Genomic DNA, 15,706 nt, shown 5'->3' on the forward strand with positions numbered 1-15,706 from the left:
GATATGTCGTGAGTGTGTAAATCTGTGGGAAAACGCATTGACACAAGGGGTATGCTATTGTACGATTACAAAGGGTATGAAGAAAAACTCTACATATTTATATGCTCAGCAAAATGAATGTTGAGGTGAAACGATGTCAAATGACAAAAATGGCAATCGAGTTTTCCGGACGATGGCACTTGTCTCGACGATTTCCTCCTATATCGTAGGTGGAACAGTTGGTGGTGTATTTATTGGTCTCTGGTTAGGGAACCAATTTGGAGCAAAGCCATTTTTCATCATCACTTTTTTATTGCTGGGACTTTGTACAGGGTTTTACGGCGTATATAAAACCGTCGAGCCTTTTTTAGGGGAAGGTCGGAAGTGACAACGATTCAAAAAAAAATGAAAAATTATTGCTTAATCGTGTCAGGATTTGTGCTATTATGTATGATAGGTTATCTGACAAGTTCATTTCAGTCGCATTTCCTCGGCTTTATGATTGGGCTCCTCTTAGGCCTACTCAGTCTTTGGACAACCTATCGGAAATCCATTTTGATTGGGGAAGCTGCCTCAGGCATGAAAAACCATACAACACTTTCCTATGTCGTAGCAGGGTTTGGTTTTGTTATTCGAATCGGAATCGCGTTACTAGGAGTATGGCTTGCCATTACATATCCAGAGCAGCTAGATTTAATCTCAGTCATTGCAGGCTTTGCCTGATGTATTTCATTATTATGGCAGATATGCTTATTGAATTCGCTAGAAAGAGGTGAGAATTGAATGGATCACATAGCACCTATGAGGGAATTTCTAGGGTTACAGTTTAATATGTCGACGGTTTTAATGACGACCGTTACATGTGTAATCGTTTTCCTAATTTGTTTTATTGGAACACGTAATCTGTCGATGAGACCCTCAGGTATGCAAAACTTTCTTGAATGGGTTGTTGACTTTGTTCGAGGCATTATTAAAGCAAACATGCATTGGAATGTGGGCGGACAATTTACAGCGTTGGCCTTTACGCTTTTATTTTATGTGTTTGTTGCGAATATGTTAGGGATTCCTTTTGAGATTTATAACAAAGAAACTCATGAGGTTTGGTGGAAATCACCAACGTCTGATGCAGCATTAACGATAACCCTTGCTGTTCTCGTTATTGTTATGACTCATTATTATGGAATTAAGATCAGAGGAACAAAGGAATATTTTAAAGGGTATGTCAAACCAGTGCCGTTCCTATTACCGTTTAAAATAATTGAGGAATTTGCAAACGCACTAACGCTTGGAATGCGTTTGTTTGGTAACGTTTATGCGAAGGAAATTTTGATGGTTCTATTGATCGGTTTAGGTACGACATGGGGCTTTTGGACCTTTGCCGCGTTTCTACCAACAATGGTGTGGCAAGCATTTGGAATGTTCATCGGGTCTTTGCAGGCGTTTATCTTCGCCATGCTTGCGATGGTGTACATGTCCCACAAAGTTGAAGATCATTAAACATTGCTCATTTCAACACATGAGCGTTTAAATAATTAAAAAATAAACTTATCCTTAAGGAGGACTTATAATCATGACAGCATTAGCAATTGCAATTGTAGCAGGTTTAGCGGCGATCGGTGGTGCGTTCGCAGTAAGTATTATCGTAAAGGCAACAATCGAGGGTACAACTCGTCAACCAGAACTACGTGGTACATTACAAACTCTTATGTTCATCGGTGTACCTCTTGCTGAGGCGGTTCCGATCATTGCGATCGTTATCTCTTTCCTATTATTATTCATCTACTAATTCTTGAGCTTGTGTTGTAAGCAAGCTTCACTACGGGAAATGGCGACAGTGTTCATTTAGAACCTTCGCCATTCCTTTTGTACGACTACCAAAGAAGATAATGAATCAATTACTTATACATTGAATGGAAGAATTCTTCACATCCATGAAAGGAGTGAATCCAATTGACAATACCTTGGGGATCGATATTATACCAACTCATTGCGTTTTTAACGTTACTATTTTTCCTAAAGAAATTTGCGTTAAAACCTTTACTTGGTGTAATGGAAAAGCGTGAACAAATTGTAAATGATAATCTTGACTCAGCAGAGAAGACTCGTAAGGAAGCGGAAGAGCTTATTGCGAATCAAACGAAAGAGCTTGAGAAAGCAAAAGAAGAAGCAAACGAAATTATTCAAAATGCGAAGAAGCTTAGTGAACAGCAAGGGCAAGACATTATTGCTCAAGCAAGAGAAAATGCCGAGCGTTTGAAGGATGCTGCATTAGCTGAAATCCAACGTGAGAAAGAGCAGGCAGTTGCTTCATTACGTGAAGAAGTAGCAGATCTTTCTGTCTTAATTGCTCAGAAGGTCATTACAAAAGAATTGGATGCAAATGAGCAGGAGAAGCTAGTTGCAGATTATCTGAAAGAAGTAGGCGAGAAGCTATGAGCAATCTCACAGTAGCCAATCGTTATGCGGAAGCCCTTTTTAAAGTGGCACAAGAAAAGAACGTACTAAACGAATTGAATGCAGAGCTTCAATTAGTGAAAGACGTAATCGAATTAACTCCTGAATTTGTCCAGTTTGTTAGTCATCCGAAGGTAAAGACAGACAAAAAGCAAGCGTTTATTAAGGAAAGCTTCGGACAAGCGCTAAGTGAACCGAGCCTTCATCTGATTTACCTCTTAGTCGACCGTAAACGTACGGACATTCTCGTTCCATTAATTCAAACATTTAAGAAGCTTGCACTAGATGCACAGGATAAAGCAGAAGCACTTGTCTATTCAGCTAAGCCTTTAGCGAAAGAAGACGAGCAGCAAATTGCCGAGCTTTTTGCAAAAAAAGCAGGGAAGAAACAGCTTGAAGTGAAAAATGTGGTAGATCAAGAGCTAATCGGAGGATTAAAAATCCGGATTGGCGATCGCATTTATGACGGTAGTGTAAAGGCGCAGCTTGACCGCATGCAGCGTCAACTAATTGCCGGAACACGCTAGTAGAAGATAGGGGTGAATGAAATGAGCATCAAACCAGAGGAAATTAGCTCTCTTATAAAGCAGCAGATTGAACAGTTTCAGTCTGACGTTCAAGTACAAGATGTCGGTACAGTAATCCGTGTCGGTGACGGTATCGCACTTGCTCATGGTCTTGAAAATGTTATGGCTGGTGAGCTTCTTGAGTTCTCAAACGGGGTTATGGGGATGGCTCAGAACCTTGAGGAGAATAATATCGGGATTATTATCCTTGGGCCTTACACAGACATTCGTGAAGGTGATGAGGTCAAACGTACAGGACGTATTATGGAAGTGCCTGTTGGGGAAGAACTTCTTGGTCGTGTCGTGAATCCATTAGGTCAACCAGTTGATGGTCTTGGTCCAATTGAAACGTCTAAGACTCGTCCAATTGAAAGCAAAGCACCTGGGGTTATGGATCGTAAATCGGTACATGAGCCACTTCAAACAGGTATTAAATCAATTGACTCAATGGTTCCGATCGGTCGTGGTCAACGTGAGTTAATTATCGGTGACCGTCAAACAGGTAAAACAGCGATTGCAATTGATACGATTATTAATCAGAAAAACGAAGATATGATTTGTATTTACGTTGCAATAGGTCAAAAGGAATCAACAGTAGCAGGTGTTGTCGAAACACTTCGTCAAAAGGGCGCACTAGATTACACAATCGTTGTATCTGCGGGTGCATCTGATCCAGCACCGATGTTATTCCTAGCACCTTATACAGGTGTTTCAATGGGCGAAGAATTTATGTATAACGGTAAGCATGTTCTTGTGATCTATGATGATTTAACAAAGCAAGCTTCTGCGTATCGTGAGCTTTCCCTATTGTTACGTCGTCCTCCAGGTCGTGAGGCATTCCCAGGGGATGTATTCTACTTACATTCACGTTTGCTAGAGCGTGCAGCAAAGCTAAGTGATGCAAAAGGTGGCGGTTCCATTACTGCTCTTCCTTTCATTGAAACGCAAGCTGGTGACGTTTCGGCATACATTCCAACGAACGTTATTTCAATTACTGATGGACAAATTTTCCTACAGTCAGACTTATTCTATTCTGGGGTTCGTCCTGCGGTTAATGCCGGTTTATCGGTATCACGTGTTGGGGGCTCTGCCCAAATTAAAGCGATGAAGAAGGTTGCAGGTACGTTACGTCTAGATTTAGCCGCGTATCGTGAACTTGAAGCATTTGCTCAATTCGGCTCAGATCTTGACAGTGCGACTCAAGCAAAGCTTAACCGTGGTCAACGTACAGTTGAAGTGTTAAAGCAAAATTTACATGAGCCACTTCCAGTTGAAAAGCAAGTAACGATTATTTATGCGCTTATTAACGGATTCCTAGATGATATTCCAGTAGAAGACGTTCTACGTTTTGAGTCAGAGCTATTTACATACTTTGACCATAATAAGAAGGACCTTCTTGATAACATTCGTTCAACTGGAAATCTTCCTAATGCTGGTGAGTTTAACGCAGCGATTGAGGAGTTTAAAAAGACATTTTCAGCGAGCAAGTAATCGAAACACTTGATTTTTCAAAAAGGTGGTGAGTGAAATGGCTTCAATGAGAGATATAAAAGGGCGTATTACGTCAACAAAAAAGACGAAGCAAATTACGAAGGCGATGCAGATGGTTTCGGCTGCGAAGCTAAACCGTGCCCAGCATAATGCTCAAGCATTTCTACCTTATACGGAAAAGATTCGTGAGGTTGTAGCGAGTATTGCTTCTTCAGAAACAGAGATATCCCATCCAATGCTTGAGGAGCGTCCTGTGAAGAAGACTGGCTATATCATTATTACGTCTGACCGTGGGTTAGCGGGTGGTTACAATGCTTCTTTAACACGTGCCCTTCTCCAAAAGATAAGTGAACGTCATAAATCACCTGATGAGTACGGTATTGTCGTAATGGGACGTATCGGTCGCGACTTGTTCAAAAAGCGCAATTTGCCGATTATTCAAGAGATTGTCGGTTTATCGGATCAGCCTGAGTTTAATGAAATCAAAAACTTGGCGAAGACAACGGTCGACATGTTTGCTGACGGCTTGTTTGATGAGCTATACATTTGGTATAACCATTTTGTTAGCCCAATTACACAAGAAGTAACAGAAACGAAGCTGTTGCCATTAACGGATCTAGCAGAGGACAATCAATCAGGTAACGCGGCTTACGAATATGAGCCATCTGAGCAAGTCATTTTAGAACAGTTATTGCCACAATATGCTGAAAGCCTCATTTTCGGTGCTTTGCTTGATGCGAAAGCGAGTGAATTTGGTGCTAGAATGACAGCTATGAGTTCGGCAACTGACAATGCAACGGCGCTCATCGATGATTTAACGTTAATCTATAACCGAGCACGCCAAGCAGCAATCACCCAAGAGATCACTGAGATCGTCGGTGGAGCTGCCGCGTTAGAATAAAATCAATCAAAGGATGGAGCCAACCGACAAACTCCATCCTAATGGAATAAAAGCTGGAACATAAGCTATTACAAGAATCAAAAGCACAAAAGAGATACCTGCAAAACAAAAAGGAAGCGCAAATAAAATGGCTATCCGAAACACATAGCGTGAAAGCTATTAGAAGGGATGGAAAAAAACTATGAATAGTGGTCGCATTACTCAAGTAATGGGTCCGGTTGTCGACGTTAAGTTTGACGACGGCCAGTTACCTGAAATATATAATGCTTTACGTGTTGAGCAAAAAGGTTCGGATGTAAATGCGGTTGATGTAAACGTAACGTTAGAAGTTGCGATTCATCTTGGTGATAATACGGTTCGTACCGTTGCGATGGATTCAACAGACGGGCTAGTTCGTGGTACAGCTGCAGTGGATACGGGCGCTCCGATTTCCGTACCAGTTGGTGAAGCGACATTAGGACGTGTATTTAATGTATTAGGTGAGGCGATTGATTTAGATGAGCCAATCGCAGCAGATGTGAAGCGTGATCCGATTCATCGTGAAGCACCACAATTTGAAGAGCTATCGACAAAAACAGAAATTCTTGAAACCGGAATTAAAGTTGTTGATCTTCTTGCTCCGTACATTAAAGGTGGTAAGATCGGGTTGTTTGGAGGAGCCGGTGTTGGTAAGACGGTTTTAATCCAAGAGTTAATTAATAACATTGCCCAAGAGCACGGAGGAATTTCCGTATTCGCAGGTGTAGGGGAGCGTACTCGTGAAGGGAACGACCTTTACCATGAAATGACGGATTCTGGTGTTATTAATAAAACGGCGATGGTCTTCGGCCAAATGAATGAGCCACCAGGTGCACGTATGCGTGTTGCCCTATCTGGTTTGACAATGGCTGAGCATTTCCGTGATCAAGATGGACAAGATGTATTATTGTTCGTCGATAACATTTTCCGTTTTACACAAGCTGGTTCGGAAGTGTCTGCCTTATTAGGACGTATGCCTTCTGCGGTTGGTTATCAGCCGACATTAGCAACAGAAATGGGTCAGCTACAAGAACGTATTACATCGACGAAAGTCGGTTCGGTTACATCAATCCAAGCCATTTATGTACCGGCCGATGACTATACAGATCCAGCTCCAGCGACGACGTTTGCTCACTTAGATGCAACGACAAACCTTGAGCGTAAATTATCAGAAATGGGGATTTACCCAGCTGTTGATCCACTAGCGTCTACATCACGTGCGCTATCTCCTGAAATTGTTGGTGAAGAGCATTATGAAGTAGCTCGTCAAGTTCAATCAACATTACAAAAGTACAAGGAATTACAAGATATCATTGCGATTCTCGGTATGGATGAGCTTTCTGAGGAAGATAAGCTTGTTGTACACCGTGCACGTCGTGTTCAGTTCTTCTTGTCGCAAAACTTCCACGTAGCCGAGCAGTTCACAGGACAGCCAGGTTCATACGTGCCGGTTAAAGAAACGATCAAAGGCTTTAAAGAAATCTTATCTGGTAAGTATGATGACCTTCCAGAAGATGCATTCCGTCTTGTCGGTCGTATTGAAGAAGTTGTTGAAAAATCGAAGGAAATGGCGTAACACTAAAAGAGGGGGCGTACTCCTCTCTATGCTAGTAAGGAGGGTTCCACATGCAAATTAATGTTAGTGTTGTCACTCCTGATGGCAAAGTGTATGACGGAGATGTTGATATGGTAAGTGTTCGCACGATTGAAGGCGAGCTTGGTATTTTACCACGTCATATCCCGTTGGTTGCTCCATTAACAGTTGGAGCAGTGCGCTTGAAAAAAGGCACCACTGTAGAAAAAGTAGCTGTGAGCGGCGGATTTGTTGAAGTTCGCCCCGATCAGGTCACGATTTTGGCAGAGGCAGCTGAGTTGCCTTCAGGGATTGATGTTGATCGTGCACAGGAAGCTAAGAAGCGTGCCGAGCAACGAATTGAGACAAACAAAAAAGATGAAATTGACTTCAAACGTGCTGAGCTCGCCCTACGACGAGCAAGCAATCGTTTGGATGTCGCTTCAAGTAAGTAAGAAAAAGGTGCCGAAAGAGGCGCCTTTTTTTGTTTGGAATACGGATGTGTCTTTACTAATCAAAAGAAGGAGGGTTTAGGTGGAATCCGAGGCGAAAATGCACCAAAAAAGAAAATAGGTGCAGGTTGAAGAAGAAAATGTTTTATACTAGCATGGCTATCTTAAAAAATCTGGAATTCCAATTAAGACTGTGTTCATAGATCGACAAATGGTGAGCTGAGTCATGAAGTTTAAAAAATGTTGAAATGGTTTGCCTGTCTTCCTATTTTAAGAGGGGCTATTGCAATATCGGCCTTTTTTCATTATCCATATCACCGTTTCATTTCGTACTTCCTAAAACAGTTTCAAGAATCTCATTTAAATATCTCATAGTACATTTATAAAATGTGAACAATATGTTTAAAAAACCATACAAGTTTTATTTTTGGCTAATTAGATAAAAAGTCGCTCAAACCATTGCGATGTAAGCGTTTCACTCCTGTATAGCCAAGTTTAATTAGATTTATATACCTATGGATTTTTTTTTTTGTTTCCGTTAAGATGGAGAAGGTTGTGTCATGTTGACAAGTAACCTAAAATAAATGGGGGTAGAGATAAGATCAAAGAAAAGGGGTCATGTCTATGCTTGAAGGATTTGGTCAACAAGCAATGTTATCCATCATCGTTAATGTATTCTTTATAGCTGTTACATGGTGGGCATTACAATCTTTTCGATTTGATTTGTTTGTCAAAGATCCCGAAGGACCAAGAGCGAAGGTTCTTATGATCATCGTCACGATTGCCATTGCTCAGTTAGTAAGTCAATTCTTTTTAGATTATATGTACTCTTCACAAATGCTCCGATACATATGGGAATAAGCAATTTGTCGAGAGATGACTACAACTTCCATGTATTGAACGCACTCTCCTGGTAAAAATGATACTAAATCATGTTTTCTTGGGGAGGAGAACCAATGGCTTTTTGGCGACTAACGATGGCAGGTTTACTTTTATTTGCGGTAGGGTATGTTCATGTGTATGGTGCACAAGAGGATGTACTTGACTATCAAGAACCGTTAACTCAATTTTATCAATTTGTACATGACGTCGACCTTGAGGTGGAAGAGTGGCACATTCGGGTGAGGGACCAACGATTGTTACCTTTTACATCAGAGGATGATTTTATGCATGATTTGGAACAATTGTTTCAATTAAATAAAAATTGGGTACAACAAGATCTTGATATGACAGGGACGGAATGGAGTGCTTTGTATACATATGAAGATGATAAACGACCCGTAAAGGAAGTTGTCCGCATTTATATGCATCCTGTATCGCCCGAAAGCAACGAACGTAATCGTATCATATCGTACCAAATACAAGCAAGTGATCTGATTACTGAAAATGATTTAAATGAAATTGTCGAGCAGCGTATCACCGAATTGGGCTTAGATACAGGGGAAGCCTATGTTCAATTGCGCGCAATTAAAGAAAAGGAACGTACGAACGCAACAAATATACAAACACAAGCGTATGAATGGTTAGAACATTTAGATGCACAAGCAGTAGAAGAATTAGTTGAGGAACAGTTTATCTCTCTCTCTGCGTATCAACCAGAATGGGGTTCTGGTCTTATGACAGGTAATGAGCACATGAATGTCCAAATCGCACTTCGTGATGTAGAAGGAATGGGCGCTAGGACAACCGTGACAATTGGCACGCCTATTATTACGACTGAATATTGATGATAGAGAAGAGACTATAATTTAGAGACGCGGAGGGGAATACGTTGGAAAAAATTATTGTCCGGGGTGGCAATGAGCTACGCGGTACAGTGAAGGTAGAGGGAGCGAAGAATGCTGTTTTACCAGTCATTGCTGCATCAATCTTAGCAGGCCGCGGCACGAGCCACATATATGATGCGCCAGAATTGGCAGATGTATATACGATGAAAGAGGTTTTAAGTAATTTAAATATAGATGTTCAATATAAGAAAGGTGTATTTTCCGTAAATGCCGAAAAAACATTAAAGACAGAGGCGCCTTTTGAATATGTTCGCAAAATGAGAGCATCTTTTCTAGTGATGGGACCGTTACTTGCACGAGTTGGGAAGGCACGAATTGCCCTTCCAGGTGGTTGTGCAATTGGATCAAGACCGATTGATCAACACCTTAAAGGCTTTGAAGCAATGGGAGCAACAGTTGAAATTGGTAATGGCTTTATTGAAGCATCGATTGATAGAAGACTACAAGGTGCCAACATCTATTTAGATTTCCCAAGTGTAGGAGCAACTGAAAACATTATGATGGCTGCTGTATTAGCTAATGGTGTAACATTAATCGAAAATGCAGCAGAAGAGCCTGAAATTGTTTGTTTGGCGAACTATTTAAATGCAATGGGAGCAAAAGTTCGCGGAGCAGGTACAGGTGAAATCCGTATTGAAGGTGTCGATGAATTGGTTGCTTGTGAGCACACGGTGATTCCGGATCGAATTGAAGCAGGTACCTTTATGGTAGCAGCTGCTATTACAAGTGGAAATATTCTAATTGAAGGTGCTGTATCAGAGCATCTACGTCCGCTTATTGCTAAAATGAAAGAAATGGGCGTTAAAATTACAGAAGAAGAAAAAGGTCTTCGGGTTGTTGGTCCAAAGAAGCTAAAGCCAGTTGATATTAAAACAATGCCACATCCTGGATTCCCAACGGATATGCAAGCACAAATGATGGCATTATTATTAAAAGCGAACGGTACGGGCGTTATTACGGAAACCGTGTTTGAAAATCGCTTTATGCATGTCGAAGAATTCCGTCGGATGAATGCGAATATTAAGATTGAAGGTCGATCTGCGATTATGACAGGGCCAAGTAAGCTACAAGGTGCAGAGGTAGCGGCAACTGACTTACGTGCTGGAGCGGCACTCGTGCTAGCCGGACTTGTAGCTGATGGAATAACGCGTGTGACGGAGCTTAAACACATTGATCGTGGATATGTTGATTTAACTGATAAGCTCATTGCACTTGGTGCTGATGTCGAACGTGTGACTGAAGTCGTAGAAACGGAAACGGAAGCTGTTGAAGCGCCAGCGTCGTTACAGTTAAATACAAACCTAGTTTAAATGGAATGGCTCCAACTAGCGGGGCCTTACATACAAGTAGAGGGCGCTACGGTGTTTTTTCCCGATTTTGAAAACTCTGGTACGCGTCGTATCAGATCATCTAAGATTTTCAGTAGTCTTCAAAGAGCATGAGGCATTCGTTGCTTCATGTTTTTTTGTATAGAGAAGAGGTGTTCGTTGTTAGTCACTCACAGGAGTCGCCGGCTTCGCTCGTTCGACGTTCAGAAAAGCAGAACTTCTTCGTAACGGATCCCAAAGGGCACTGATAAAGTTGCTTCGTACTTTTTTGAGTGTCCTCCTTATACAATCCTTCGTTTTTTTCCTCATAAATGATGCTTCTAAATAACGCTTCGTCCTCATATACTGTCCTAGAACAATTTCACATTGGGGGACTAAATTATGAAACGAATTCTCATTGTAGCACTTATTCTCTGCACAGTTATCCTCGTCATACCAACGATGCTTGTTGTGATTGTATCACCATCACCAGATGTAAATGTGATGCAATCAGCCCCTACAGACGAAGAAAGTGGATGGGATTATGACCCGTCAGAAGATGTTTCCATTGCCGTTTTTCGCAGTCAACAAGAAGTGATTGATACGTTACCACTCGAGATTTATGTAATGGGTGTCGTCGCTTCTGAAATGAATGCAACCTTTGAAATGGAAGCACTTAAGGCACAGGCACTAACAGCTAGAACCTATATGATCAGACATATGCTCGCACCTCAAGATGTCGATTTACCTGAGGGTGCGATGGTTACAGATACGATTATGCATCAAGTGTATAAAGATGAAGAGGAACTTAGAGAGAAGTGGGGAAGTGAGTATGAACACTTTATGAAACGAATTGAAGAGGCGGTTCTCTCGACGCAAGGTCAAGTGCTCACATATGATGACGAACCGATTGATGCGATGTTCTTTTCGACTAGTAATGGATATACGGAAAATTCAGAAGACTATTGGGAAAATGAGATCCCTTATTTAAGAAGCGTTGAAAGCCCTTGGGATCAACGTTCACCACGGTTTACAGCCGAAACGACTTTTACGGTGGAGGAATTTGAGCAAAAGTTAGGTGTCACGTTACCTGAAGATCAATCAGTCGGTGTTATATCTGAACGGACAAAAGGAAGTAGAGTGGCGAAAGTAAATATTAATGGCACTGAATTAACAGGCAGATACGTAAGAGAGGAGCTCGGACTTGATTCCTCTGATTTTCAATGGCGGCGTGAAGGAAACCAAATTATCGTACAAACACGCGGTTGGGGACACGGTGTCGGGATGAGCCAGTATGGAGCTGACGGTATGGCAAAGGAAGGAAGAGATTATGAGGAGATCGTCAATCATTATTATCAAGGTGTGACGATTGAAATGGTTGATCCGTATGTTCAAGAGCTAACTGCTAAGGCGGAATAAGAGAGCATACTTAATAATGAGACCACTGAAAAAGGATAAATCAACTTTTTCAGTGGGTTGCATTGCCTGCCAGATACGAGAAGACCAATCCGTATCAGGCTTTTAAAATAGCAAATGGTTACACATATCTCTTCTTATCGGTTTGTCCTTCTTTACTTTGGGACAAACCTTTTGTTATATCAAAAAATAAAAGTAATCAAAATGAGATGTATAATACGATATAAACTCTCAAATACTAAACACAAAAAATTTTTTTCCGAAAATATGTATAGAAATCAATCATTCTGATCACAATGGTTGCTGAGGTGATGAGAAATGAGAGAAGATAACAATCGATCTTCTAACAATGAGGAAACAAAAATCAATATTCGAAGTATTTTACGTAAACGTTGGGTTATTCCTGCACTTTATTTAGCTGCTGCTGCTCTAGTACTAAGCGCTGTATTCATGCTACAAAATAATGAGGATACAGCTGCACCTGAAACCGGAATGGATGCTGATGGCGTAAGTCAATATGAGAATCCATATGGTGAAGATGCCCTTCCGGTTACATCGATGTCAGAGCGCGTACAGATGCCATTTGAGAATGAACATGAGATGAACATTGTCGGTTACTTCTATGACGTTCATGCGACGGCTGAGGAGCAACAAGAAGCACTTGTCTATTATAATAATGAGTACTATCCGAATAAAGGAATGGATTTTGCTCATGTTGATGGCGAGAGTTTCGATGTTATTGCCGCTTTATCAGGTACGGTTGTCCGTGCTGAAAAAGATGAGTTACTTGGCTACATTGTCGAAATCTCACATGAGGATGATGTTGTGACACATTATCACAGTCTAGAGAAGGTAGAAGTCGAGCAAGGTGACACAGTCGAGCAAGGTGATGTGTTAGGAACTGCTGGTCGAAATGTGTATAATAAGGACGCTGGCATTCATGTTCACTTTGAAATTCGTCAAGATCAAGTAGCGATTAACCCGAACAATGTGTTTGATCAACCAATTGATGCCATTGAGGATATTGCGAAGGAACAAGAGGAAGATGAGAAAGAAGCAGAAGAAGAGCAGGATCCAGCAAAAGATGATCAAGATGAATCAGATTCAAATGATGAATCAGCTGAATCTCATGAGCTTCATTCTTAATACAATGTGTAAGTGTGACAAAAAGGGACATAATGCCTTTTTGTCACACTTTTTTTGTGGCGTAGGTTTTGGATTAAGAAATACCAAGCGGCGTCTCATTCCGCTAAATGGAGAAACATGCCGTTTCAGCATGCGAAGTGGAAAGTCCCTCAAAAATCCCTATGAGTGTGAAATCGCAGAATGAGGTCCCAGACCTGAAGGAGAGATTCTAACCCCTGATATTTCGCCTTAGACAAACCCTATATAAGAAAACTCGCGCCTGTCCCGATAATAAGGTGGTATATCTCCTTTACCTCGCTAATAAACTGTACCAATCACCAAGATTGAATTAGGGAGGCGAGTCGTGTGCACGATTACATCAAAGAGCGAACCATCAAGATAGGTAGGTATGTGGTCGAGTCCAAAAAGACAGTTCGAACTATCGCAAAAGAATTTGGAGTCTCGAAAAGTACCGTACACAAAGACCTCACAGAGCGTTTACCAGAGATCAACCCAGAACTAGCAAACGAAGTGAAAGAAATTTTGGAGTATCACAAGTCTATTCGCCACCTGCGAGGCGGAGAGGCGACGAAAGTAAAGTATCGAAAGTCCGAAAAAGACAATCAACCATCTGCTGTACAAACTCCTAACTAATTTTTGAAAAAATTCCACCCGTTTCGACATTTATATGATAAAATTAACAATTAGGTACATCGTATTAGTAAACGTACGATTTCTATGTTCGGAATAGGGAGGAACGAAAATAATGTTTGGTCGAGATATTGGGATAGATTTAGGTACAGCAAATGTGTTAATACACGTGAAAGGAAATGGAATTGTCTTAAACGAGCCATCAGTTGTAGCAGTTGATACGACAACGAAACGAGTTCTTGCAGTTGGTGAAGAAGCATTCCGTATGGTAGGACGTACACCAGGAAATATTGTGGCACTCCGCCCGATGAAAGATGGGGTCATAGCTAACTTTGAAATGACAGAATCAATGCTTAAGCATTTTCTAGCTAAGATTAACGTCAAGAGCTTCTTTTCAAAACCACGCATTTTAATTTGCTGTCCAACCAATATTACATCAGTTGAACAGAAAGCAATCCGTGAAGCAGCTGAGAAGAGTGGCGGGAAAAACGTGTATTTAGAAGAAGAGCCTAAGGTCGCAGCGATTGGCGCAGGGATGGATATTTTTCAGCCAAGTGGAAATATGGTTGTAGATATAGGCGGTGGAACAACGGATGTCGCAGTTCTATCAATGGGAGATATCGTCACCGCCTCTTCTATCAAAATCGCAGGTGATCGATTTGATATGGATATTCTCGCGTACATTAAGAAGAAATACAAACTACTTATTGGTGAACGTACAGCTGAAAATATCAAAGTACAAGTGGCTACTGTATTTCCAGGTGCACGACAGGAAGAAATTGATATACGTGGACGCGATATGGTTAGTGGACTTCCACGCACAATTACGATAAACTCAAATGAGATAGAAGAAGCGTTACGTGAATCTGTTTATTATATTGTACAAGCTTCTAGGCAAGTACTTGAGCAAACGCCACCAGAGCTATCGGCGGATATCATCGACCGTGGTGTGATCTTAACAGGTGGAGGAGCTCTATTGCACGGAATGGATCAACTTCTATCAGATCAGTTAAAAGTACCTGTTCTCGTTGCTGATGAACCTATGCATTGTGTAGCGAAAGGGACTGGAATGATCTTAGAAAATTTAGATCGTATGTCAACGAAAAAAATTCAGATTTAATACATACATTTATTCATAAGAAAGAACGGGGGAGAATGTCCATGCTTCGCGGATTATATGGAGCGGCTGCTGGAATGGTGGCTCAACAAAATCGACAAGAAATGTTATCAAATAATTTAGCAAATGCAAATACACCAGGCTTTAAAGCGGATCAGGCATCATTACGCTCATTTCCTAATATGCTCTTACATGCAGTCGATACTCAAGCAATGCCGGGTAGACGCTCATATCCGATCGGGGAGCTAACGACAGGAGTGTATCTCCAAGAACGAATGCCTAATTTTAAGCAAGGTGATTTAGTCGAGTCAAGGAACGCGACGGATATCGCGTTATTACAAGGCGTTCTACCTGAGAATGAAGACGGACGTGAGATGGCTTTATTTTATACGATTGAACATAATGAGGATGAGATTCGATATAGTCGCAATGGTAATTTCACAGTTGATGGCGAGGGGTTTCTCACAACCGCACAAGGACGTTATGTTCTTGATGTCGATGGTGAACGAATTCAAGTCGATAACGAGAACTTTATTGTTGCCCCAAATGGAATTGTCACAAATGAAGCCGGAGCACAGGTCGGACAGATTAATGTTGTTGTAGCTGAGGACCCAATGCTTTTAGTGAAGGAAGGCGACGGACTATTACGATTTACAGAAGAGGGTGAGCTTCCTTCTGCTGTAGACGATGGTGAGATTACGTATCAGCTGCAGCAAGGCTTTGTGGAACGTTCGAATGTCGATGCAGGGCAAACGATGACGGAAATGATGACAGCTTATCGTGCATTTGAAGCGAATCAACGTGTCTTGCAGGCCTATGACCAAAGCTTAGAAAAGGCAGTGAATGAAGTTGGACGGATTGGATAAGGG

18 protein-coding genes are annotated in these 15,706 nt (G+C 41.4%); all 18 read left to right on the forward strand.

The features are described 5' to 3' along the window. Positions 1–133 precede the first annotated feature (133 nt). The 18 genes from JCM9152_RS12460 (at position 134) to JCM9152_RS12545 (ending at position 15,703) form a co-directional block, all read left to right on the forward strand. Positions 134–367 (forward strand): AtpZ/AtpI family protein, encoded by a 234-nt coding sequence (locus JCM9152_RS12460; RefSeq protein WP_035344703.1) that lies wholly within the window; start codon positions 134–136, stop codon positions 365–367. Then, positions 364–702, forward strand: coding sequence for an ATP synthase subunit I (locus tag JCM9152_RS12465; protein WP_035344705.1), 339 nt, complete (start codon positions 364–366; stop codon positions 700–702). The genes JCM9152_RS12460 and JCM9152_RS12465 overlap by 4 nt, the downstream gene beginning before the upstream one ends. Before the next feature lie 60 nt (positions 703–762). After that, complete coding sequence (gene atpB, locus JCM9152_RS12470; protein ID WP_035344708.1) at positions 763–1,476, forward strand: F0F1 ATP synthase subunit A; 714 nt, start codon at positions 763–765, stop codon at positions 1,474–1,476. A gap of 73 nt (positions 1,477–1,549) precedes the next feature. Then, positions 1,550–1,765, forward strand: a complete 216-nt coding sequence (atpE, locus tag JCM9152_RS12475; protein WP_035344710.1) for a F0F1 ATP synthase subunit C — start codon at positions 1,550–1,552, stop codon at positions 1,763–1,765. 164 nt (positions 1,766–1,929) lie between these two features. Next, on the forward strand, positions 1,930–2,415 hold the full coding sequence (gene atpF, locus JCM9152_RS12480) for a F0F1 ATP synthase subunit B (protein ID WP_035344712.1): 486 nt from the start codon (positions 1,930–1,932) through the stop codon (positions 2,413–2,415). After that, entirely contained in the window at positions 2,412–2,960 is a 549-nt protein-coding gene (locus JCM9152_RS12485) for a F0F1 ATP synthase subunit delta (RefSeq protein WP_035344715.1), read from the forward strand. Before atpF ends, JCM9152_RS12485 begins: the two co-directional genes overlap by 4 nt. 21 nt (positions 2,961–2,981) lie before the next feature. Then, the gene (gene atpA, locus JCM9152_RS12490) at positions 2,982–4,490 is read left to right on the forward strand and encodes a F0F1 ATP synthase subunit alpha (RefSeq protein WP_035344718.1); all 1,509 of its coding nucleotides are present in this window, start codon (positions 2,982–2,984) and stop codon (positions 4,488–4,490) included. Between the two features lie 37 nt (positions 4,491–4,527). Beyond that, a complete protein-coding gene (gene atpG / locus JCM9152_RS12495) occupies positions 4,528–5,391 on the forward strand; it encodes an ATP synthase F1 subunit gamma (RefSeq protein WP_035344721.1) in 864 nt (287 codons plus the stop codon). 181 nt (positions 5,392–5,572) lie between these two features. Beyond that, positions 5,573–6,985, forward strand: a complete 1,413-nt coding sequence (gene atpD, locus JCM9152_RS12500; protein ID WP_035344724.1) for a F0F1 ATP synthase subunit beta — start codon at positions 5,573–5,575, stop codon at positions 6,983–6,985. A 50-nt stretch (positions 6,986–7,035) separates the two neighbouring features. After that, positions 7,036–7,437, forward strand: a complete 402-nt coding sequence (locus JCM9152_RS12505) for a F0F1 ATP synthase subunit epsilon (protein ID WP_035344727.1) — start codon at positions 7,036–7,038, stop codon at positions 7,435–7,437. A 621-nt stretch (positions 7,438–8,058) separates the two neighbouring features. Further along, positions 8,059–8,295, forward strand: a complete 237-nt coding sequence (locus JCM9152_RS12510; protein WP_035344730.1) for a DUF1146 family protein — start codon at positions 8,059–8,061, stop codon at positions 8,293–8,295. 95 nt (positions 8,296–8,390) lie between these two features. After that, a complete protein-coding gene (locus JCM9152_RS21410) occupies positions 8,391–9,161 on the forward strand; it encodes a YwmB family TATA-box binding protein (RefSeq protein WP_052015911.1) in 771 nt (256 codons plus the stop codon). Positions 9,162–9,205: 44 nt separating this feature from the next. Continuing rightward, complete coding sequence (murA, locus tag JCM9152_RS12520; protein ID WP_035344733.1) at positions 9,206–10,531, forward strand: UDP-N-acetylglucosamine 1-carboxyvinyltransferase; 1,326 nt, start codon at positions 9,206–9,208, stop codon at positions 10,529–10,531. Between the two features lie 399 nt (positions 10,532–10,930). Next, on the forward strand, positions 10,931–11,947 hold the full coding sequence (gene spoIID, locus JCM9152_RS12525; protein WP_081728030.1) for a stage II sporulation protein D: 1,017 nt from the start codon (positions 10,931–10,933) through the stop codon (positions 11,945–11,947). Positions 11,948–12,262: 315 nt separating this feature from the next. After that, positions 12,263–13,090: a stage II sporulation protein SpoIIQ gene (gene spoIIQ / locus JCM9152_RS12530; protein ID WP_035344738.1), complete on the forward strand. Its 828-nt coding sequence runs from the start codon at positions 12,263–12,265 to the stop codon at positions 13,088–13,090. A 345-nt stretch (positions 13,091–13,435) separates the two neighbouring features. Further along, a complete protein-coding gene (gene spoIIID, locus JCM9152_RS12535) occupies positions 13,436–13,723 on the forward strand; it encodes a sporulation transcriptional regulator SpoIIID (protein WP_035344741.1) in 288 nt (95 codons plus the stop codon). Positions 13,724–13,835: 112 nt separating this feature from the next. Continuing rightward, positions 13,836–14,840: a rod shape-determining protein gene (locus tag JCM9152_RS12540; RefSeq protein WP_035344744.1), complete on the forward strand. Its 1,005-nt coding sequence runs from the start codon at positions 13,836–13,838 to the stop codon at positions 14,838–14,840. 41 nt (positions 14,841–14,881) lie between these two features. Next, positions 14,882–15,703, forward strand: coding sequence for a flagellar hook-basal body protein (locus JCM9152_RS12545; RefSeq protein ID WP_035344746.1), 822 nt, complete (start codon positions 14,882–14,884; stop codon positions 15,701–15,703). Positions 15,704–15,706 lie beyond the last annotated feature (3 nt).

Origin of the sequence: Halalkalibacter hemicellulosilyticusJCM 9152 (assembly GCF_000513115.1) — a bacterium.
GTDB lineage: Bacteria > Bacillota > Bacilli > Bacillales > Bacillaceae_D > Halalkalibacter > Halalkalibacter hemicellulosilyticus.

Coding starts and splice junctions, on each gene's coding strand:
- JCM9152_RS12460 (WP_035344703.1), top strand. CDS start 134: ATGTCAAATGACAAAAATGGCAATCGAGTTTTCCGGACGATGGCACTT.
- atpB (WP_035344708.1), top strand. CDS start 763: ATGGATCACATAGCACCTATGAGGGAATTTCTAGGGTTACAGTTTAAT.
- atpE (WP_035344710.1), top strand. CDS start 1,550: ATGACAGCATTAGCAATTGCAATTGTAGCAGGTTTAGCGGCGATCGGT.
- JCM9152_RS12485 (WP_035344715.1), top strand. CDS start 2,412: ATGAGCAATCTCACAGTAGCCAATCGTTATGCGGAAGCCCTTTTTAAA.
- atpA (WP_035344718.1), top strand. CDS start 2,982: ATGAGCATCAAACCAGAGGAAATTAGCTCTCTTATAAAGCAGCAGATT.
- atpG (WP_035344721.1), top strand. CDS start 4,528: ATGGCTTCAATGAGAGATATAAAAGGGCGTATTACGTCAACAAAAAAG.
- atpD (WP_035344724.1), top strand. CDS start 5,573: ATGAATAGTGGTCGCATTACTCAAGTAATGGGTCCGGTTGTCGACGTT.
- JCM9152_RS12505 (WP_035344727.1), top strand. CDS start 7,036: ATGCAAATTAATGTTAGTGTTGTCACTCCTGATGGCAAAGTGTATGAC.
- JCM9152_RS12510 (WP_035344730.1), top strand. CDS start 8,059: ATGCTTGAAGGATTTGGTCAACAAGCAATGTTATCCATCATCGTTAAT.
- JCM9152_RS21410 (WP_052015911.1), top strand. CDS start 8,391: ATGGCTTTTTGGCGACTAACGATGGCAGGTTTACTTTTATTTGCGGTA.
- spoIID (WP_081728030.1), top strand. CDS start 10,931: ATGAAACGAATTCTCATTGTAGCACTTATTCTCTGCACAGTTATCCTC.
- spoIIQ (WP_035344738.1), top strand. CDS start 12,263: ATGAGAGAAGATAACAATCGATCTTCTAACAATGAGGAAACAAAAATC.
- JCM9152_RS12540 (WP_035344744.1), top strand. CDS start 13,836: ATGTTTGGTCGAGATATTGGGATAGATTTAGGTACAGCAAATGTGTTA.
- JCM9152_RS12545 (WP_035344746.1), top strand. CDS start 14,882: ATGCTTCGCGGATTATATGGAGCGGCTGCTGGAATGGTGGCTCAACAA.